Below are 20673 nucleotides of genomic sequence, written 5' to 3' on the forward strand. Positions count from 1 at the left end.
GCTTAAATCGGAGAGCGTGTTGCAGAAGGCGCTGTCTCCATCGTTAGGTCCGACGTATGTCAGAGAAAATCATCCTAAGAGTCTGACAAGCCATATCTAACGTAGTGGCTGTCATCGTAATAATCACTTCGGTTAGCGTCGTACCGTGCCATTGCCCTTATATCAGTCTTGTTAAGGACCACGCCGATCAAGGAATCGCAGATGGTCGGCGCAGTATGCAGGGCATGCTGAACCACATCGATTTTCGTCCGTCCCCATTCGACAACGAGAACGTAGCAGTCGATCAACGGTGCGGTGACGCGCACATCCACCAGAGGCGAGAGCGGAGGGAAGTCCACAATGACGTAGTCATAGGTCTGCCGCAAACGATCGAATAGCTTGCTTATGTTTTCGGCAGAAAGGATCTCGCTCGTGTGAAGCAGGGGCCCACGGCGGACGGCGGGCAAGAATGCGAGATTGGTTCTGGGATCGTGCCAGAGTGCTTCTTCGAGGGAGCGCTTGCCGTTTACGACCTCGAGTAAGCCGAAAGAGGCATTTGGAGCCATAGCAGCAGAAAGTGAGGGGTTTCTAAGGTCGCAATCGACTACAATGGCCCGCTTGCCGCTATGTGCGATGAGGTGAGCCAGAGAGGCTGCAATTGTCGTCTTGCCCTCATTTGGCAGAGCCGACGTGATTCCGATCACCTGGTTGGAGGCCTTCGCGGGGGTGTGGTCTATAGCAAGCTTGATCGAACGGATGGCTTCCGTGAAGCGGGAGAGGGGCATGCCGATGACGGCTCGGTGGAGCGTCGGCAGGTTTGACATCGTGCGTGATCGCAGATCTTCATCCACTTGCTGGGATCGGACGGTCGACTTCTGCGCTTTCGGAGATGACAGCAAGGGGACCAGCGATAAGCACGGTAGCTCCAGTGCGGCCTCTATCTGTGAAGAGGTACGAAAAACTCTGTCCACAATATCTCTCAGAAGAGCCAAGCCGATCCCGAGTGCGAGTCCGGCGGCTAGGCCGAAGCCCAGCACCAACTTTGCCTTCGGCTTGCTTTTGCGCTCTGGCGGGGAGGCGGGAAAGATCACCCGTGTTTCCGAAATCGGAAATGTCTCCTGCTGAGTCGCCCCCATGGAGTGCTGCAGAAACGCCTCATGCATGGCGCGTAGACTCTTCGCTCGGCTCTCCAGCTCCCGAATCGTTAGTTCTGCGGAGTTGGTCAGGCGCGATTGCGAGACGGCTCGAGCAAGTTGTTTCTCGAGTTCCTGCTGGCGCTGCTGAGCGGCTTCCAATTCGTTTTTGCTGGTTTCGGCGAGCCTCTTGACCTCTTCGAGGATCGATGTGCGAATGTCACGTATCCGAGTCCGCAGGTTGACAACCGCCAAATGGTCGCGGCCGAACCGAGCTGACCAATCGGCCTCGCGACGTGACAACTCGAGATATTGCTGCCGAAGCGTATTGATAATCGAACTCTGGAGGACATCGGCGCTCGCCGCGTCAGGGGCGCTGATGGAGGATGAGCCAGCTGCATTGGCGCGCAGGGCCGCTTCGAAGCGGTTGAACTTGACCTGTGCATCGGAGGTCTGGGTTCGGGCGGCTACCAATCGGGCGTTGAGATCGTTGACGGGCTGTTCGTCAATCGATTTTCCGCCAGTCGAGACGATGTTGTTCTGAGACTTATATGCGCTCACGGCGCGTTCGGCCGTCAGTGCTTGCTCATTGAGGTTATGGAGGCGTTCCTGCAACCAACTGGCAGCCGTTCGCGTGGCCTCGAATTTCGCATTCATCTGGTCGTTAATGTACGCATTAGCCACGGCGTTAGCGATCTCCGCCGCGCGTTCCGCGTTGCTCGAACTGTAGCTGATCTCGATGATCTTGCTAAATCCGATCCTGTACGCGGAGAGCCTATCCAACAACGCGTCGATCGCGCCTTCGTTGGGCGTATCAGCCTTCGAAGCGCGCGCCGGCTGCTGGCCGGGGTTTCGAATGCGATGCAGTAGCGAGCTAAAGGACCACCGTGAACCGGTAAAGTCCGGATCGTTGGCGAGTTCCAGCTGCGTTATGACCGCCGCTGCAATTCCGCGCGACCTTATCATCTGTAGTTGCGTTTCGATCTGGGCCGCGTCGACGACGGGCTCCGGAACGAGCGACTGTTGCTGAACGAATTGCGCTCGAGGATTGGACAGTAGGATTTGTACTTGCGCTGTATAGGTGGGAGGAGCGAACCGCAGGTAGAGCATCGCGGCAGCGAATGCGAGAGCCGCGCTGACGACGATCATAAGATATCGACGTCTTACAAAGCCGACCGCGAACTTGACGAGATCGCCGATTCCCCCGCCGTTGATTGGGCTCGACTGGGTCTGCTCACCCAGAGGCAAGCGCGTTCTGTCGGTCTGTAGAAGATTGCTCTGGAGCATCGGGTACCTGTCTGGATCGGGAGCATGTCGAATTGGCCGCCCGCATGCGAGCGTTGGTATATGATTTATTAATTGAATATACCGCAAAAAAATATGATTGCCAAATTAAATGTTATTCGAGTATTAATTGGACCATTGTTGCGGGAGGCAATTCCTTGCGATTTGACCGCCGCGGGCGTCCCAGGGCGGTAGCCGGCGATTGAAATTAAATGAGATGTGAATTCTGGTGGTTAAAGGATAGCTCGGCGGGACCCATGGTGAAGGTGAAAGCTTGTCGGATCTCGCCCATTATTCAACGACGGTCGAACGCTTGAATGGGCCGCGCTTTTGCTGGCATGGCGAGGCGCTGCGAGTCCGGCTCGAGGCCTTCTGGCAGGACCGAGCACCACGTACCGGAGGACGTTTCTATGCTGGAAGTACGGTCATTAGGGATCCCGGATATTAAGATGATTCAAACGGATCGAGTATCCGACGCCCGGGGTTACTTCTGTGAGACGTTCCGACGATCGGCGTTCGCAGAGCGAGGGATTCTCGTCGATTTCGTTCAGGACAATCAATCCAGCTCAGATAAAGTCGGGACAGTCCGGGGCTTGCACTTCCAGCGACCGCCGTTCGCCCAGGCCAAGCTCATACGAGTGCTAAGCGGCGCGATTCTCGATGTCGTGGTCGATCTTCGCCGTTCGTCGGCGACCTTCGGAAAGCATGTAGCTGTCAAGCTGGATAGCCAAACGGGGGAGCAACTGCTTGTCCCGAAAGGCTTTGCGCACGGTTTCTGCACGCTGCAACCTGAGACCGTCGTGTTCTACAAGGTCGACCAAGTCTACGCTCCGAGCCATGACGGAGGGCTCTATTGGGCCGATCCGGCACTGGCGATCGAGTGGCCGGTGACAACAGCCGACGCCCAAGTGTCGCCAAAGGACAGATCCCTGCCCAAGCTGGACCAGCTTACGGCCGTTTTCGAGTGACGGAGAGCGGTCAGATGCGCGTTTTGGTGACTGGGGGAGCGGGATTTATCGGCTCTGCGGTGTGCCGTAGCTTGGTGCTGCAGAGGGGCGCCGTAGTGATCAATGTCGATAAGCTGACTTATGCGGCCAACTTAACCTCGTTAGCGCCCATCCAGGGGCTGCAGTCGTATTTGTTCGAACAGCAGGATATCTGCGACCGCGAGGCCATGGATTTCGTGTTCAGCAGCTACCAGCCTGATGCGATCATTCACCTCGCGGCCGAGAGTCACGTCGATCGCTCGATCACCGGCTCGGCGGCTTTCATTGCCACGAATATCGTGGGCACCTACACGTTGTTGGAAGCAGCCAGAAAATATTATGAGGGTCTCTCGGTACCACGACGAAAGCGGTTTCGTTTCGTTCACGTCTCGACAGACGAGGTTTACGGTTCACTCGGACCCGCTGATTACTTCCGGGAGGAAACGCCTTACCGGCCGAGCTCGCCATATTCGGCGAGCAAGGCAGCCTCGGATCATCTCGCGCTTGCGTGGTTCAAGACCTATGGCCTACCGGTCATTGTGTCAAACTGCTCGAACAATTATGGGCCGTTTCAATTTCCAGAAAAACTCATCCCTTTGACGATTCTCAATGCGATCGAACGCAAGCCGCTGCCGGTGTATGGCAACGGCCGAAACGTCCGCGACTGGCTGCATGTTGAAGATCATGCGGCAGGTTTGATCGCGCTTCTGTTGGAAGGCAAGCCCGGCGAGAAGTACAATTTCGGCGGCGATAGCGAACGTTCCAACCTCGACGTGGTCACCCAGATCTGCGACGTCGTCGACAGACTTTATCCCGGTCCCGCAACGAGACGATCGATGATTACTTTCGTGCCGGATCGTCCCGGACACGATGTCCGCTACGCGATCGACGCATCGAAAGCTCACCGAGAGCTCGGCTGGCAGCCCACAAGGACGTTCGAGCAGGGGCTGGCCGAAACCGTCGCATGGTATCTCAAGAGTCGCGCGTGGTGGGAGCATGCCCGCAGCGGGGTCTATGACGGCTCGCGTCTGGGTCTCTTCGCTACACAACATTGAGGCTGCAGATGACGGAAAGGCCTATTTTGATTGCTGGTCGCAACGGTCAGTTGGCAACGTGTCTTCGTGACCTCGCGGCGCTGCACAGCATGCCCGTGATCGCCCTTGGACGCAGCGAATTCAATCTGGAGGCCCATGGGGAACTCCGCCGAGCGATCGATCCGCTCGCACCATCCCTAATCATCAATGCTGCCGCTTACACGGCGGTGGACTTAGCAGAATCGGAGATAGCAAGGGCATTCAGCGTTAATCGCGATGCAGCGGCCGCGTTGGCCGATCTCGCATGGCAAATGAATATACCGTTCATCCACATCTCAACCGACTATGTCTTTGACGGCACAAAGCTGGATGCTTACGAGGAAAGCGATGTTCCTGCGCCATTGAATGTGTACGGCGCGTCGAAACTGGCTGGCGAAACGGCCGTTCTAGCCGCTCACCCCCTGGCAACGGTAATTCGCACTTCATGGCTATATAGTCCCCATGGCAACAACTTTGTTCGGACGATGCTGCGGCTCTGTGAAGCGCAACCGAGCGTCAGAGTCGTTCAGGATCAATTCGGAAATCCAACATCCGCGCTCGACCTTGCGTCGGCGATCCTTCAGCTCTCGGGACGGCTGCTAACCCACGATCGTAGAACCATGGCCGGCATCTTTCATCTTGCCGGACAAGGTGAGACGACTTGGCATGGGTTTGCTCAAGCGATTTTCGCCTTGCTCGCTCATCGCGGAATCCGAGTGCCGCAGCTTGAGGCGATTACGAGCGAACAGTACCGGACCGCCGCGCGAAGACCACGGAATTCGCGCCTCGATTCATCCAAGGCCGAGCGCGTCTTAGGCATTCGATTGCCGTTATGGCCTTGTTCTCTCGAAACCTGTCTCGACCAACTCGCGGAAGGTGGAATCGATGCTGAAAGGAATTGTGCTGGCTGGCGGCAGCGGAACTCGACTGTATCCAATCACGAGAGCGGTCAGCAAGCAGCTACTGCCGATCTATGACAAGCCGATGATCTACTATCCATTGTCGACGCTGATGCTGGCAGGCGTGCGCGAGATTCTCATCATAACCACGCCTTCAGATCGGTGTCAGTTCGAGCGCTTGCTAGGGGACGGCAGTCAATGGGGAATTCGACTCAGTTACGCGGAGCAGCCGCGACCCGCCGGTCTTGCGGATGCGTTCATTGTTGGCGCCGACTTCATCGGCAGCGATCGCGTTGCGATGGTGCTTGGAGATAACATCTTCTTCGGCGACGGCCTGAGCGACTTGCTCGCAAGGGCTGCCGAGCGTGAGGAAGGTGCTACCGTTTTCGCCTACCACGTGCGGGATCCGGAGAGGTATGGCGTCGTTACATTTGACGAGGCGGACCGTCCGCTACGAATTGAGGAAAAGCCCAAGCAGCCGAGCTCGAACTGGGCGATCACGGGTCTCTATTTCTTCGACAACAACGTCGTACGCTACGCACGACGCGTCGAGCCGTCGTCGCGCGGCGAACTCGAGATCACGGATCTGCAGATGCGCTATCTTTCGGCTAGAGCGCTCCATGTTGAGCGGATGGGGCGCGGTTTCGCCTGGCTCGATACAGGCACGGTGGAATCGCTGATCGATGCGGCGATGTTCGTGCAGACGCTCGAAAAGCGACAGGGGATGAAGGTTGCCTGTCTGGAAGAAATCGCCCTGAGGCAGGGTTTCATCGATCGCGATCAAGTCGCCACGCTGGCAAGGCCTTTGGAGAAAAGCGGCTACGGCAAGTATCTGAACGAAGTCTCGCATTTCCTTCGATAAAACCAATCGATCGTGTCGGAGCCGTCCGCAGATTGGGATCGGCAAACTTTGCGCTGCCCATATGGACCCGATAGGACAACTTCCAATGGTCAGCTTTCGGGCCATTTAATCCGGCTCGTGCGGCGCAGCTCAAAAAACATGCAGGTCAGCGTCTCGTTAATTGCGATTATATTTTTTCCACTTATGATTTGATTTAAATTGAATAATGAGATTAAATTGGTTTGGGTTATTCGATGACGAGCATGGTAGCCGATTTGATACCCTTCTTGGACTTGAAAGCACAAACTCGGACGGTTGGATCGCACATCGACGCTGCGATCGCGCGTGCCATTCGCGACGAACGGTCTACATGGAGACGTGAAGCGCGCGCTTTCGAGAAGCGCTTCGCGGATTACTGCAACGTCGCTTGCTGCAGCGCCGTTAACAGTGGCGCATTAGCGCTCCGTCTCGCATTGCTGGCTGCTGGAGTGGGGCCGGGCAATGAGGTGATCACGGTCTCGATGAATTTCGTTGCGGCGACGGCCGCCATTATCAGCTGCGGTGCAACACCTGTCTTTGTGGACGTTGATCCAGTTACCTGGACGATGAACCCTGCTCTGATCGAGGCTGCGATTACGAACAAGACGAGGGCGATCCTGCCGGCCCATCTGCATGGGCTCATGGCGGACATGGATCCAATCATGTCGATTGCCCGCCGCCATGGTCTCTTTGTAATCGAGGACGCTGCGCAGGCGCATGGTGCTGTGTACAAGAGCAGGCGTGCCGGCTCGATCGGAGATTTTGGCTGCTTCAGCTTCTATCCCGACAAGAATCTCGGGGCCCATGGCGAGGCCGGAGCAGTTGTTACCGATCAGCCGAAACTTGCGCGACGCGTGTCCTTGCTCCTCGATCGAACGCAGGAGGACCGCAGTCATGTTTTCGCAAGATGCGAAGATCGAATAGACGAAGTTCAGGCAGCAGTACTAAACGTAAAGATCGAGCACATCGAAGCCTGGACCGAGGCACGTCGATCGATCGCAGCACAGTACGATCGGGAATTGTCCAGTTTGGCACTTACCCGTCCGCGGCCACCCAGCCACAGCCGGCATGTCTATCATATCTACGCCCTTAGGCTTCTGCATCGCGATCAGGCTCTTGCCATGCTGGGCCGCGCGGGGATCGGCGTTGGCATTCATTACCCCGTTCCGGTCCATTTACAACCGAGCTACCTAGAACTTGGATATCGCGTCGGCGATCTGCCTGTAAGTGAGAGGCTTGCGCGTGAGTTTCTATCGCTTCCCATTTATCCCGAGCTGCTGCCGGAGCAACCGGGCATTGTTGCCGCCGAAGTGAGAAAGGTCGCGACACGAGAGACGCGAATATTCCAAAGCAACTGGGCATTTCAGGACAAAATGCCTCGATATGGCCGATTAGCCTAGAACCAGGAGAGCGGTCAGGATGGATCTCAAGGGCAAACGCGTTCTCGTTACCGGAGGCGCCGGATTCATCGGTTCGCATATCGTAGATTTGTTGTGCGACGAAGGTTGCGTCGAGATCGTCGCGCTCGACAATATGACGACCGGCCGACCGGAGAATCTTAGGAAGTCGCTTAATCGAGGACCCGTGCGATTGGTCCGCGGCGATTTGCGCGACACCAAGTTGGTGGAAGCGCTTGTAAAAGGAGCCAACATTATCTTTCACCACGCTGCACCATGCAGCGCCCATTGCATGGCCGAACCGCGTCTTGCCATGGAGGTCATGGTGAACGGTACCTTCGAGCTGCTTGAACTTTGCGTCAGGTATGACGTCGAGAAGTTCATCGCCGCGTCTTCCGCTTCGGTGTACGGCGCGGCGGAGGAATTTCCGACGACGGAGCATCAGAACCCGTATGGAAACCGTACCGTCGGTGGAACAGCGAAGGTCTGCAATGAAGGCCTGCTCCGCGCTTATAACGATATGCATGGTCTCGACTATATCGCTTTGAGATATTTTGACGTGTATGGCAGCCGAATGGACGTGAACAGTCGATACGCCGAGATGTTGATCCGCTGGATGGAGGAGGTGGAGGCTGGAACGCCGCCGGTGATAGTTGGGCACGACCAGCAGACCTTGGACTTAGTGCATGTCCGTGACGCAGCACGCGCAACCATCCTTGCGGCGAGGGCAAAGGTCAGCGACGAGGTGTTCAACGTGGGGAGCGGCATCGAAACAAGCCTGGTGCAGCTCGCTTCGGCCTTGGCTTCCGTTATGGGCCATGACGGTGTGCTCCCGCAAATCGCGCCCGAGCACTCGATCAATCCTGTACCGCGCCGCGTGGCGTCGACAGGAAAAATGGAACGTCTGCTAGGCTTCCAAGCCACGGTGCCGCTCGAACTCGGACTGACCGAGTTTGTGAAGTGGTGGCGCTCCGAACGTGGACTTGCGACCGCGCGGCAACGGCAGGCTCTGGTTTCATGAGTCCCCTTGCTGTGCCACAACATCCCGCGAAGAAGCCGTGCGCGCAGCCATCCTGGCACTGCACTTTGCGTGCTCGAGGCGGTCTTCCCGATAGGAGGGCCGGCGCTTGACCGGGCGCAAGCCGAAACACCGAAGCCGGGCAGGATTTCATTCATAAAATTGAGTGCGATGGAGAATGGCAATGCGAGTTCTTGTAACAGGTCATCTTGGCTACATCGGCACGGTCTTGACGCCAATGCTGGTCGGCGCCGGCCACGAGGTGGCTGGAATGGACAGCGACATCTACTCCCGGTGTACATACGCTGCCGGCGGTAGCATTCTCGAGGTCCCGACGATTTGGAAGGACGTCAGAGACGCGGAGGTTGCAGATCTCGTTGGCTTCGACGCCGTGCTGCATCTAGCCGCGCTCTCCAACGATCCGCTCGGTAATCTGAGGCCTGAACTGACTGACCAGATCAATCATCGCGCAAGCGTTCGCATGGCCGAGATTGCGAAATATGCCGGCGTACGTCGTTTCGTGTTCGCCTCATCCTGCAGCAACTATGGAAAAGCCGGCGAGGAAATGATCGATGAGACCGCCGCGCTCAATCCGGTAACGGCCTACGGAGAATCCAAGGTAGCCTCCGAACGTGATATTTCGGCGTTGGCCGGCGACGGGTTTTGTCCGGTGTATCTGAGGCCAGCGACAGCGTACGGAGTCTCACCGCGACTGCGCTTCGATATTGTCCTGAATAATCTTGTTGCATGGGCGTTTACGACAGGAAGAATTCACCTGAAATCGGATGGCTCGCCCTGGCGGCCGATCGTCCACATCGAGGATATTTCTCGAGCCTTCATAGCCGCATTGGAGGCGCCTGCCGAATCCGTTTTCAATGAGGCATTCAATGTCGGTCAGACTGCTCACAATTATCGAATTCGGGATCTAGCCGAGATCGTCGCGAGTGTGGTGCCGAATTCTACGGTGGAGTTTGCGGAGGATGCGAGTCCAGATGAGCGGTCCTACCGAGTGAGCTTCGAAAAGATCCGCCGCAAGTTGCCAGGGTTCCAGCCGCGCTGGGATGCTCGGATGGGCGCCGAACAGCTCTACAGGGTCTATCGTTCGTCAAAGTTGACTTTGGAGGAGTTCGAGGGGCCGCAATATCAACGCATCGGCCATATTCGGAAGCTGCTGGCGGAGAGAATTCTTAGTAGCGACTTGCGCCGCACGAGACTGCAGCTCGCAGCGGTGTCTTGAATGCTCAGCTCACCGTAGACGAAAGCTGGGTGAGCAGGAAGCTAGCGCGCGGGTATACTGCTGTTGCGCCCCGTGGTTGGCGCAGGCCCGCGCTGACCGGCTAGATTCGGGGCGTTGCTTCGGCTCTGCACGACGCTTTGGCGATCGTCGTGCAGAGGGCGTCATCGGCCAATTTGCCGACAATGTCGCGGGTAAGGCATTGCTAAGTCGCATTCGCTTGAAAATCGCCAAATAGCGGAAGCTCTCGCGTAGCGGCCAGCCAAGCTTCACTAGGACTATAAGCCGAGCAGCGCTCTGGCGTTGGGAGGTGCCGCGATAATTGTCACCTTATTTTGAGCCAAAGCCGAGAAATTTAGATTTGTTAATGACCCTGCGTCAAAATACCGACAAATGAAAATAACATTCATAGCGACAAGTGCCATCCTTTTCGATTCCACCGAAATAGGGAAAGGGCGCCGCGCTGAAAAAAATTCGAGCGATCGAGGGACTGCGAGGCTGGCTGGCGTGGACCGTGGTCTTGGCGCACCTCGCATATTGTTCGGGCTTCAATATGGGAGCACTGGGATCGCATGTCAGATCGCTGGGCTTATCTGCCGTTCTGATCTTCCTTGTCGTCAGCGGCTTCGTGATCACGCACATTGTTGTCGAAAAGGCGGAGCCATATCCAGTCTATCTCATCCAGCGTTTTGCCCGACTGTTTCCGTTGTTTGTGGCCACCTGCTTTTTTGGTTTCTTCACCAACGATCTGCTTGCCATTTCACTAGCCGCTCCTGGTTTTAACGATTCCGAGTTCGCAAAAGTTGTGAATGGTGTCGCCGCAAGCAATCATAAGCACTTCTGGTCACATCTCTTCGCGCATCTCACGATGCTACACGGTGCCATTCCCAATGCAGCGTTGCCGTATTCGGAGTACGCATTCAACATGCCGGCCTGGAGCATTTCGCTGGAATGGCAGTTCTATGTTGTTGCGCCGCTGATAATCTGCATCATCCGAAATGAACTGTTCATCCTGTTGTTCGCCATTGCAGTTGCGGTTTGTGAATTGTGGTTCAAGAGTCTCGTCGGCACTGTTCAGCCCGGAGCGCTGCCGCTCGCAACTAGCTACTTCGTGGTGGGAATTGTGAGCCGATTGACCTACCCGTATGTGCAAGGTCATAATTGGCTCGTTCCTGCCGCGGCTCTGGCGGTCATCCTTTTTCCGTTGGGCGGTGAACTGCGACCGTTCCTGATCTGGTTTATTGTATTTTTTGGTCTTCCACAGAAGTGCCAAGAACGGCGGGGGCTTGCTGGGAACATATACTCCTGCGCATTGACAAATCCCGTGGCGCAATATTTTGGTTCGCGCTCTTACTCGATCTTTCTCTGTCACTACCCCGTCATCTCAGCAATCGTTTGGCTCGTCTTCAGCTACTCCGGGGCTCCTCCTGAGATGTTGCTGCTTTCATGCCTGAGCATACCCGCCACGATAATCGTTTCAGAACTCACGTATCGATACATTGAACTGTCGGGGATCAAGATGGGACGACGCGCCGCGGCTTGGATGCAGCCGCCGATTGCGTCGGGTGTGGCTTCTCGATGAACATTCATGCGAAGATCCTGTCGCTCAGGATCAACGAGTAGGGCGGGCGAGCGGCCTCCTCGCGATGCGGACGCAAGCCTGCGCCATGGCGCGGCAAACGCGGTCATCATCCAGCCCTTCACGCCGTGAGAGCGAACGAGGCATGCCGGGCGATCCGTTGCTCAAGCCAAGTGTGTCCATTGAAGTGCTTGTATTGTTCTGCCCGCAGCTTGTCGGCCAGGCGACCCGGCGGTAGATCGACATCCGCATAGGTCAGGACTGCATCCTTTTTGACTGCGTGCCGCAACTTGCAACCCTCGACGAGACCTTCGGGAAGGTACTGCATTTGGCTCATTTCCTCGGAGTTCACGGCTTCGCCATAGGTCATGTACATTCCATAGTCATCGAGGACCTCGCCCGCCTTCAAATCGCGCTTGGCGACAGCACAGACCTCGACAACCGGACCGGCGATCGGAGGGGCGACCAAATCTTTGAGGAGGAACGCACGGGCTATCGAGTTCGGCACTTCGAAATGGACGAGATGATATGGGGTGAAGAACGAATACAGGGGGCCTTCGCCCATTTTGTACAAGCTCAAATACTTCTGCTGTTTTGGATCGGTGTGCTCGGCGAGCACGTAGACCTTGGTCAGCGGTGTGCCGACGAGATAGTCGATGATTCCGCCGAGGGCGCGGACCTCGTCGATGTCGTAGAGCGAGCCGATCTTCATGACGTCGCCGCGATACTCCAGCCCGCGCGACATGCCGCGTGATCTTACCTTGAAGCCGGTAGCATTGGCCACGATCGTTTGCTCGAAGCTGATCTTGGATCCGTCGGCGAAGCTGGTGACCATCGCTGGATTCTGTCCCCATTGTTCGGCAAATCCCTTCTGCGTGGTGGGGTTGCGATACGGGTCCTGAAGTCCCTTGATGTTACCGACAACGCGCGGGATCAAGCCAAGCCCCTTTACCCATCGAACCAGGTTCATTTGCACGCCCGGTTCGTCGCCATCGCATGCGGACAGGGCGCCGCCGTACTTCTTTGCATAGACCTGCAAGATCGGCCCGATAGTTGCATCAATCTCCGCGTTCATGAGGACGACGGTTTTCTGGTGCTTGAAGGCTTCCAGCGCGACTTGGGCGCCGAGCTCAACCGATCCGGTCACGTCGACGATCACGTCAACCAGATCCGATTTGGCGAGCAGGAATGCGTCCTCGGTAACCGCCGGAACGCCGGCGGCAATGGCTTTGTCGAGCCGCCCTTGGCTGTCCACGACAACGACGTCGGTCTGGCCGGAATAGCCGAACACGTCACGCCCGCGCTGGGGCTTTCGGCTGTATATGGCAACGACCCGCATTCCGGGAACACTGTTATTTATTTGATTCGTAAGTCCCTGAGCCATGAAGCCCGCGCCGAGAAGGCCGACACGGATTGGCTTTCCTGCTGCGTGACGAGCTTGCAGTGCGTGGTCGACGAGTATCATCTTGGATGCTTTCAGTTGGGAGGGGGCAGTCAGGGGCTGCGAGCAGCGCGCCGTCGGCATCAACCTTCGACGCCGGCGAGTTCCATCCGCCCTTTCAGTTCGGATTCGACCTCGCTGAGTAAGCGAAATTTCTGATCCTTCTCCGAGATCGCGGAAACGGGAAGCGGCCACGTCAGTCCAAGCCGGGGATCGTTATACATCAGCCCGCTCTCCGCCTCGGGGGTATAGAACTCGCCCACCTGGTAACTGGTATCGGTGTTGTCGACGAGAGTCTGATAACCGTGAGCAAAACGTTCCGGCACGTAGAGCGCCCGCTGGTTGCTCTCGTTCAGTTCGACAGCGACATGTTGCAGATAAGTCGGGCTTTCGGGACGCAGGTCGACGATGATGTCGAGGATGGCGCCACGCGTGCAACGAACGAGTTTCGTCTCCGACGCCGGCGGAAACTGAAAGTGCATGCCGCGCAGGGTTCCCCGCCGGATATTTGACGCGATATTCGCCTGCGCGATGACCGGATTGAGCCCGAGGGTCCTAAACTCGTTCTGGCAAAAGGCTCTCGCAAAAAAGCCGCGCGAATCCTCGCGACGTTCAATATCGATAATACAGGCTCCTTTAAGCTTGGTTTCGGTTATAATCACTCCACTTCCTCCATAATTACCCGATCGGTATTAAAATGTGCCTAAATTCCAATGATGATAATGCTTAAGAGCGAAATTTCAAAATAGTTTTCAAAAAATATTGATTAATTGGTGTCGCCATATAAAATGCGGCTATTCAATTATCGAGAGTTATGTATTTAAATTTGTAGGATCCGCTCTTGACGATCTGTAGCGACCGAAACGGTCGGCAGAAACATGGGAAGCGCTGGCCATGAAAGTTGTGCTGTTCTGTGGGGGGCTCGGGACCCGCATCCGAGAATATTCTGAAAGCATTCCGAAGCCGATGGTACCCGTCGGCCAGCACCCGATGCTGTGGCATGTTATGCAATACTATAGTCAGTATGGTCATCGTGATTTCATACTGTGCCTGGGCTACAAGGCCAATGTGATCAAGGAGTATTTCCTCAACTCGGATCGCTGGGCTCACAGCGATTGCGTTGTTTCCAACTTCGGCAGGAAGGTTGAGGTCATCGGCGAGCAGCCGCCGGATTGGCAGGTTTCGCTGGTTGACACCGGCATTTGGCGAAACATCGGTCAGCGCTTGATGGCGGTGCGCTCCCTCGTTGAGAACGAGGAGGTCTTTCTCGCAAACTACAGCGATGGCCTGACCGACGCGCCGTTGCCCGAAATAGTAGAGCGGTTCAAGAACAGTGGAATGGTCGGATGTTTCGTTGCCGTGCATCCTCCGTTCAATTTTCACCTCGCTGAATTCAACGGTGGAGACACCGTCAAGCGTTTCCGCTCCAGTCAGCAGTCCGAGATCTGGATCAACGGGGGCTACTTCATCTTCCGGAAGGAGATCTTCGACTACATCCGTGAGGGCGAGGAGCTTGTGCTCGAACCGTTCAATCGCCTGATCGAGGCCGGAAAGCTCATGGCCTACAAGTACGAGGGGTTCTGGCGCGCGATGGATACTCTGCGGGACCGGCAGGTTCTTGAGGAGATGATTGAGCGGGGCGAAATGCCCTGGAAGATTATCTCGGAAGTGCGGACGCAGGCGGCTTCATGAAGGCATTTCAACTTGCCGCGCCCGGAGAGCGTCTCTCGATCCTCTGTCTCGGTGCGCACTCGGATGACATCGAAATAGGTGCCGGTGCGACGATACTCGGCTTGTTGAGCCGCGGTGCGCATGTCGATGTGCACTGGTGCGTGCTGAGTGCGCCCGGTGAAAGGGAGCGGGAGGCGCGCGAATCTGCGAAGAACTTCCTGGTTCAAGCAGCCAGTGCGGTGATTGAAACGATGCCGTTTCGCGATGGATTTTTTCCGGAGCAGGGCGAGCGGATCAAGTCCTGGTTCGAGGAACTGAAGAGTCGGGTTAATCCCGATCTGATCCTGACGCATCGGAGGGACGACCTTCACCAAGATCATCGCGAAGTGTGTCGGCTGACATGGAATACGTTTCGCGATCACAGCATCCTCGAATACGAGATCCCGAAATGGGATGGAGATCTGGGCAATCCCAATGTCTATGTGCCGGTCTCGGCGAGGACCCTGCAGCGCAAGATCGATCTACTGAAGGCGCATTTCGGAAGCCAACGATCCAAGCAATGGTTCGACGAAGAGACGTTCCGCGGCTTGGCGCGTCTCCGGGGCATGGAGTGCCGTGCTCCGGAACGCTACGCGGAGGCATTTGTCGCCCGCAAGTTGGCTCTCGAGCTGTAACGCGCCTCTGGGCGGTTTGATCCTGGTGCAGCCTCGTATGTGTCTTGATGAGAGTGAAGGGTGGCACGTTGTGAAATTGGATAGAGACGCGAGAAGACAGCTCTATCGCTATATAGTTGGGTTGTTGCTGTGAACGACTTGAAAGCGCGAACGGTTCGCGGCGGCCTTGCGCGGCTCCTTGGTCAGGCCGCAAGTTTTCCTCTTCGCCTCGCCTCGATAGCAATTCTGGCCCGCCTGCTTAATCCAGATGACTTTGGTTTGCTGGCGATGGTTACGGCAGTCACGGGTGTGTATGGATTGTTCGCGTCTGCAGGCCTTTCGTCAGCCACCGTTCAGAAGGAAACCGTCACCGACGCACAGGTGTCGACCTTATTCTGGATCAACATAGGCATAGGCATATTGCTGGCGCTTTTATGCATGCTGTCCGCGCCAGTACTCGTTGCATTCTACCACGAGCCCCGGCTCTTCTGGGTGACCATCGCGCTAGCGTCAGTATTCCTCTTGAACGCAGCCGGCGTGCAGCACTACGCGCTCCTTCAGCGCGAGCTGCGATACGTGGCGTTGACGACCATTGAAACGTTGTCGCAAGCGGCAGGCATCGTGGTTGGGATCGCAATGGCCTTTGCGGGCTTTAGCTATTGGTCGCTGGTCGGCATGACACTTGTGTCTACGGCGATCGGCACCGTGTGCCTGTGGTTGACGGCTGCGTGGGTTCCCGGGCGGCCTCGCCAGGGCGTGGGCACAGGCACCATGCTGCGCTTTGGCGGGACCATGACCTTGAATGGTTTGGTTGTTTATGTCGGCTACAATTTCGAGAAGGTGCTTCTTGGTCGCTTTTGGGGTGCAGATGCTCTCGGCATATATGGGAGAGCGTACCAGCTGATTTCCATCCCAAATGAGAACTTTAACGCCGCGATCGGAGGATTGGCGTTCTCCGCATTGTCGCGTCTTCAGCAGGATCCTGTTCGTTGGAGAAGCTACTTTCTGAAAGGCTATTCTCTGATGGCCTCGTTTACTATTCCCATTACCATTTTCTGTGCTCTATTCAGCGATGACATTGTTCTTGTTGTCCTCGGAGCGAAGTGGGAAGAAGCTGCGATCGTTTTCCGACTGCTGAGCCCGACCCTTCTCGTATACGGGATGATCAATCCGCTTGGGTGGCTGCTTTTTTCCACTGGACGTCAGGGACGAAGTCTGGCGACTGCGCTGGTTCTGGCGCCGCTTGTCATTACCGGCTATCTCGTTGGATTGCCTTATGGTCCCAGCGGGGTTGCGTTCGCTTATTCCGCCGTCATGACTTTGTGGCTGATGCCTCACATTGTGTGGTGCCTCCACGGCACGACGATATCGCCATGGGATCTGCTTTCAACGACAGGACGTCCGCTTGTCTCGGGCATTGTGGCAGGAGGCGCGGCGCTGCTTGCTCAGCTTTACTTTGCGAAGCAGGGATATCCGTTTTTTAGACTCCTATTCAGCGGTTGTATCATGGTCGGTGTATATTACTCGATGCTCTTGCTGGTTATGGGACAGAGAGCGTTTTACGTTGAGCTACTTGCGGCGATGAGAAGGCCCACCTCGCTTGAAGGAAGCCCTTAGGGTCTATCGTGATGTTGCGGAAGTGATACTTCAAAGATTGGAACGTCGACGTCGAGGGATCAGCCATATGACCACATTGCGGGCAGGTGATTGGGTAGAGGTTCGCAGCAGGGAAGAAATATTGCGAACTCTGGACAAAAATGGCCGGCTAGATGAAATGCCGTTCATGCCGCAGATGTTCGAATATTGTGGCCAGCGTCTCAGAGTCTATAAGCGCGCGCACAAAGCCTGCGACACAGTGAACCCGGTCGCAGGCCGGCGCATTTCCAGCTCAGTTCATCTCGACACGCGTTGTGATGGCAAGGCGTATGGAGGCTGCCAGGCAGCCTGCCTTTTGTTCTGGAAGGAGGCGTGGCTGAAGCCCGTCGGCGAATCGGCCAGCATACCGAGCACCTCGGAGCATGTCGAAGCGCGCCCATTGCCGGAACGCGCCGCGGAAGCGGCTTGCTCTGAACAGGAAGTTTGGAAGGGAACGCGCGGCGCAGATGTAGAAGGACAGCCAAGATATACTTGTCAGGCGACCCAATTGCCCCGTTTTACGCAGCCGCTCGCGTGGTGGGACGTCCGCCAGTATGTCGAGGATTACACGTCGGGCAACACGTCATTGGGGCGCATGACGCGCGGCGTCATCTATCTCTTTTTCTGGCACATCCTGTTGGCTAAAAAGCGGAAGCTGGGTCGGCCAGCACGCGTATTTTATGATTGGTTCCAGGGGCTCTGGGGCGGCATCCCCTTCCCAAAACGAGTTGGAACTCTCCCGGTTGGCCAAATGGCTCCATGCAGCGACCTCAATCTGCAGCCCGGCGACCTCGTCAGAATGAAGTCGTATGAAGAGATACGCGCGACCTTGGTGAGCTCCTCAAACACCAATCGCGGGCTATCCTTCGACGCCGAGCTTGTGCCCTTCTGCGGAGGAAAATATCGCGTAAAGACCAGGGTGACCCGGTTTATCGACGAAAAGACTGGGGCCATGAAATCGCTAAAGACACCTGCGGTGATTCTCGAGAACGTCTGGTGTCAATCGCGCTATAGCGATTGTCGAATGTTTTGTCCGAGAAGCATCTATGCTTGGTGCCGCGAGGCTTGGCTTGAGCGTATTCCCGAAATAGCGAGCCATCACCCCGTGTTAAGTAGCAGCCGAGCAATTGGTAGTTCTTCTGAACGCGATGGGACAGAGAGGATCGTTGCGAATGAAGCCGCTGGTCACGCTCGCCGTCACAACGCTTAATCGGCCAAAGTACCTTCCAGAGATTCTGGCGAGTGTGCTGGCGCAAGACTACGCCAATATCGATATACTGGTGTCCGACAACGGCTCGAACGACGAAACTTCCGTGGTGACGCAGGAGCTCGTTAATGCGGACCCCCGGGTCCGCCTCCGACGCAACGAGACCACGGTGCCCGCCCACGAACACTTTACGCAGTGTGTCCGCGCAGCACGCGGCGAGTATTTTGTTCTTCTGAATGACGATGACCGCATTAACACCGGCTTCGTTTCGGATCTCGTCAGAGTTGCAACGCGTCACCCCGACGTGAACGCGGTAGTGCCGTCGAACGTTTTGATCAACGAAGTAGGGGCGACGGTTAGGGAGTTTGCGAAGCCCGATTGGGAAATCTACGACGGTCCGACCTTCGTCTGCGATTGGCTAGAGTCTAGAGATCCTCAAATTCTCTCCAATCCCACAACAGTCTTGATGCGAACAGACGTCATTCGGCGCTTTGGCGGCTATCAACGGCTCCGCGGCAATGGCCGCAACATTGATAATCTTCTGTTCCTTCAGTGCGCTATCACGGGTCGCGTGGGGTTTGGTCGCGAGGCCACGTTTTATTGCCGGAAGCACCCAGAGAGTTGTGGCAGTCGCTCGACGTCTCGGGAGATTATACAGTCAGGACGAGCGTACATGAGACACCTCCGCCAGGATCACGAGACGGTGCGGGCGCTTGCGGCCGTCTCGCCCTCATGCCGGAAACGAATTCTTCGAGGCGTGAGAGAAATGACGACCTTTGAGCTCCTTAATCAGCTGAACCTGGACCAGGATGCGTTTCGCTGGCGAACTGTGCGGACGTTCTTGATGAGCGGTCGCAGAGACCTGATATTCTTCTACATCGTCCTCCGCGAGTACCTTCGTCGCGCTTCGCCAACGCTGTACTACGGGCTTCGTGGGATTATTCGACCCAGATCAGGCGCGCGAAGCGTGTCATCATAACGTGTCGTTGAGATATCGGACTGCAATGCCCATTCGTCACCAAGCCTCACTTCGACAAGCCGCACGCGAGCAGCATCTAAAGGATATCGACGTCGGGCAGCGGCGTCAGAAAATTCGGGACAGAGCGAGGGAGGCGGGTTCAGGATGAGAGCAGTGTCGGAGCGAATCCGAGAGCTCGCGCTCAAGACCTATCTCTGGGGCCAGCGTTCGAGATGGCTTTTCCCGAAGCCTGTTCGTCGACTCCTGCGCGACAAGCTCGCGGGGACGATCGCGCCAAGGGTGTCCGGTAGAACGGACGAGTGGCCGCACGCGCCGCCGCCGTGCAAGCGCGAGGAGAGCGATCGAGTACCCTGTGAGGCCCCCATATCGCCGTCTGAGAATTTTCGTGCGATGTGCGATCATCCGCTTCCCGGCCGTCCTCGGCCACGGTGTGTGGTTGTAGTGGGGACACTCGAACTCGGAGGATCGGAAATTGTCGCGTTGTTCCTGGCGAGAGGACTACCAGCACACGGTCTTGATACAATAGTCGTGCACACCGGTGTGGCCCGCTCGGAGAAACGACCGGCAGCTTCGCTTCGCGTGGACGGCCTCGAAATTGTCGACCTTTCCCAGCGTGACGTTTCGCAATGGCTCGAGATTAACTGTCCAGACGTCATCAGCATGCACTCCCCGCCTGGCTGGTTCGTGTCCGCTGCAGCCCATGCCGGAATCCCGACCATCGAGACCCTGCACGGTGCGCACAGTTTCTTTGACGAAGACAGCTGGCCGAAGGAGCGGCTACGGGGCCAGCAAATCAGTGGATTTGTCGCCGTCAGTGAGCAGCTCCGGCGGCAGTATCTGAGGGCTAACCCTCAATACCCGCCAGATCGCGTCGTCACGATCCCCAATGGCGTTGACGATCGCCACATTGGTCACCGGCATAGAGCCATATCTCGGGAATGGCTCGGCTTGCGCGACGAATTCCTCTTTGTCTCGACGGCGAGATACGCCCTTCAGAAGAACACTTTCGGCCTTGTCACTGCATTCGTCGACGTGGCACGCGCGTTCCCCAACGTGCATCTCCTCCTCGCGGGAGATGTAGCCGACCGAATGTATTTTGAACAGATCAGGAGGCTGCGCGATGGATTGCCTTGCGCGGGTCAGATCCATTTGCACGGACCGTGCCCTGACGTGTCTACACTGCTGGCGGCGGCGGACGCCTTCGTGCTCGATGCCTACTTCGAGGCCGGATTTCCACTAGCAGCGATGGAGGCGCTTTGCGCGGGATTACCGGTGGTTATCAGCGAGGTGGCCGGAGCTCGCGAACAGATGGGAGAAGATGGCCGTTACGGGTTCGTCGTCGGCAATCCCCTGGGTGACCCAGAGACCATGGATTGGCACAGCATGGGGCACGAGCGGTTTCGTCCACAGGTCAACCACACGGCGCTGGTCGAAGCGATGCGCAAGATTGTGGCGGGTCGCGACCACTGGAAGAGCAGGCGTGAGGAGTTGCAAATCGAAGCCTGGCAGCAGTTCTCTCCCCAGCACTGGCTCGAGCGCTATGCCGAAGTGCTGACGCGCGCGGCTGCACAACAGCACCGTGCTGTTATGTCGCCTTGATCTGAGAAGACGTTGTATCTCTGCCG

At 56.7% G+C, this 20673-nt stretch carries 17 protein-coding genes; 14 read left to right on the plus strand and 3 right to left on the minus strand.

Annotated elements, in window-relative coordinates:
• Window positions 1-74: 74 nt before the first annotated feature.
• Window positions 75-2399: a polysaccharide biosynthesis tyrosine autokinase gene (locus ACNJX8_RS12620; RefSeq protein WP_439360851.1), complete on the minus strand. Its 2325-nt coding sequence runs from the start codon at window positions 2397-2399 to the stop codon at window positions 75-77.
• A gap of 407 nt (window positions 2400-2806) precedes the next feature.
• On the opposite strand from ACNJX8_RS12620, the gene rfbC (ACNJX8_RS12625) reads away from it, so the two are divergent.
• The 8 genes from rfbC (ACNJX8_RS12625) (at window position 2807) to ACNJX8_RS12660 (ending at window position 11465) form a co-directional block, all read left to right on the plus strand.
• The gene (rfbC, locus tag ACNJX8_RS12625) at window positions 2807-3364 is read left to right on the plus strand and encodes a dTDP-4-dehydrorhamnose 3,5-epimerase (RefSeq protein ID WP_439360852.1); all 558 of its coding nucleotides are present in this window, start codon (window positions 2807-2809) and stop codon (window positions 3362-3364) included.
• Between the two features lie 14 nt (window positions 3365-3378).
• Entirely contained in the window at window positions 3379-4437 is a 1059-nt protein-coding gene (gene rfbB, locus ACNJX8_RS12630) for a dTDP-glucose 4,6-dehydratase (protein ID WP_439360853.1), read from the plus strand.
• A gap of 8 nt (window positions 4438-4445) precedes the next feature.
• Window positions 4446-5432, plus strand: coding sequence for a dTDP-4-dehydrorhamnose reductase (gene rfbD / locus ACNJX8_RS12635; RefSeq protein WP_439360854.1), 987 nt, complete (start codon window positions 4446-4448; stop codon window positions 5430-5432).
• Window positions 5341-6216: a glucose-1-phosphate thymidylyltransferase RfbA gene (gene rfbA, locus ACNJX8_RS12640; RefSeq protein WP_439360855.1), complete on the plus strand. Its 876-nt coding sequence runs from the start codon at window positions 5341-5343 to the stop codon at window positions 6214-6216. Before rfbD ends, rfbA begins: the two co-directional genes overlap by 92 nt.
• Window positions 6217-6470: 254 nt before the next feature.
• Window positions 6471-7634, plus strand: a complete 1164-nt coding sequence (locus tag ACNJX8_RS12645) for a DegT/DnrJ/EryC1/StrS family aminotransferase (RefSeq protein WP_439361900.1) — start codon at window positions 6471-6473, stop codon at window positions 7632-7634.
• A 19-nt stretch (window positions 7635-7653) separates the two neighbouring features.
• Window positions 7654-8652 carry an NAD-dependent epimerase/dehydratase family protein gene (locus ACNJX8_RS12650; RefSeq protein WP_439360856.1) on the plus strand — a complete coding sequence of 333 codons (999 nt, stop codon included), beginning with the start codon at window positions 7654-7656 and terminating at the stop codon, window positions 8650-8652.
• Window positions 8653-8833: 181 nt separating this feature from the next.
• A complete protein-coding gene (locus tag ACNJX8_RS12655; protein WP_439360857.1) occupies window positions 8834-9886 on the plus strand; it encodes an NAD-dependent epimerase/dehydratase family protein in 1053 nt (350 codons plus the stop codon).
• Between the two features lie 478 nt (window positions 9887-10364).
• On the plus strand, window positions 10365-11465 hold the full coding sequence (locus ACNJX8_RS12660) for an acyltransferase family protein (RefSeq protein ID WP_439361901.1): 1101 nt from the start codon (window positions 10365-10367) through the stop codon (window positions 11463-11465).
• Between the two features lie 118 nt (window positions 11466-11583).
• Here ACNJX8_RS12660 and ACNJX8_RS12665 read toward each other — a convergent pair whose 3' ends face one another.
• Together ACNJX8_RS12665 and rfbC (ACNJX8_RS12670) are read right to left on the minus strand one after the other, a co-directional pair.
• Window positions 11584-12927, minus strand: a complete 1344-nt coding sequence (locus tag ACNJX8_RS12665; RefSeq protein ID WP_439360858.1) for an NAD(P)H-dependent oxidoreductase — start codon at window positions 12925-12927, stop codon at window positions 11584-11586.
• Between the two features lie 59 nt (window positions 12928-12986).
• A complete protein-coding gene (gene rfbC, locus ACNJX8_RS12670; RefSeq protein WP_439360859.1) occupies window positions 12987-13565 on the minus strand; it encodes a dTDP-4-dehydrorhamnose 3,5-epimerase in 579 nt (192 codons plus the stop codon).
• Between the two features lie 232 nt (window positions 13566-13797).
• Between rfbC (ACNJX8_RS12670) and ACNJX8_RS12675 the strand changes: the two genes are divergently transcribed.
• From ACNJX8_RS12675 to ACNJX8_RS12700, 6 genes are all read left to right on the plus strand, one after another.
• Complete coding sequence (locus tag ACNJX8_RS12675) at window positions 13798-14595, plus strand: sugar phosphate nucleotidyltransferase (RefSeq protein WP_439360860.1); 798 nt, start codon at window positions 13798-13800, stop codon at window positions 14593-14595.
• Window positions 14592-15248: a PIG-L deacetylase family protein gene (locus ACNJX8_RS12680; RefSeq protein ID WP_439360861.1), complete on the plus strand. Its 657-nt coding sequence runs from the start codon at window positions 14592-14594 to the stop codon at window positions 15246-15248. Before ACNJX8_RS12675 ends, ACNJX8_RS12680 begins: the two co-directional genes overlap by 4 nt.
• Before the next feature lie 129 nt (window positions 15249-15377).
• The gene (locus tag ACNJX8_RS12685; protein ID WP_439360862.1) at window positions 15378-16844 is read left to right on the plus strand and encodes a lipopolysaccharide biosynthesis protein; all 1467 of its coding nucleotides are present in this window, start codon (window positions 15378-15380) and stop codon (window positions 16842-16844) included.
• A gap of 67 nt (window positions 16845-16911) precedes the next feature.
• Window positions 16912-18072, plus strand: a complete 1161-nt coding sequence (locus tag ACNJX8_RS12690; protein WP_439360863.1) for a hypothetical protein — start codon at window positions 16912-16914, stop codon at window positions 18070-18072.
• The gene (locus tag ACNJX8_RS12695; RefSeq protein WP_439360864.1) at window positions 18035-19048 is read left to right on the plus strand and encodes a glycosyltransferase family 2 protein; all 1014 of its coding nucleotides are present in this window, start codon (window positions 18035-18037) and stop codon (window positions 19046-19048) included. Before ACNJX8_RS12690 ends, ACNJX8_RS12695 begins: the two co-directional genes overlap by 38 nt.
• Window positions 19049-19438: 390 nt before the next feature.
• Window positions 19439-20647, plus strand: coding sequence for a glycosyltransferase family 4 protein (locus tag ACNJX8_RS12700; protein ID WP_439360865.1), 1209 nt, complete (start codon window positions 19439-19441; stop codon window positions 20645-20647).
• Window positions 20648-20673: the final 26 nt, after the last annotated feature.

Source organism: Bradyrhizobium sp. SPXBL-04, assembly GCF_051853035.1.
Lineage (GTDB): Bacteria > Pseudomonadota > Alphaproteobacteria > Rhizobiales > Xanthobacteraceae > Bradyrhizobium > Bradyrhizobium zhanjiangense.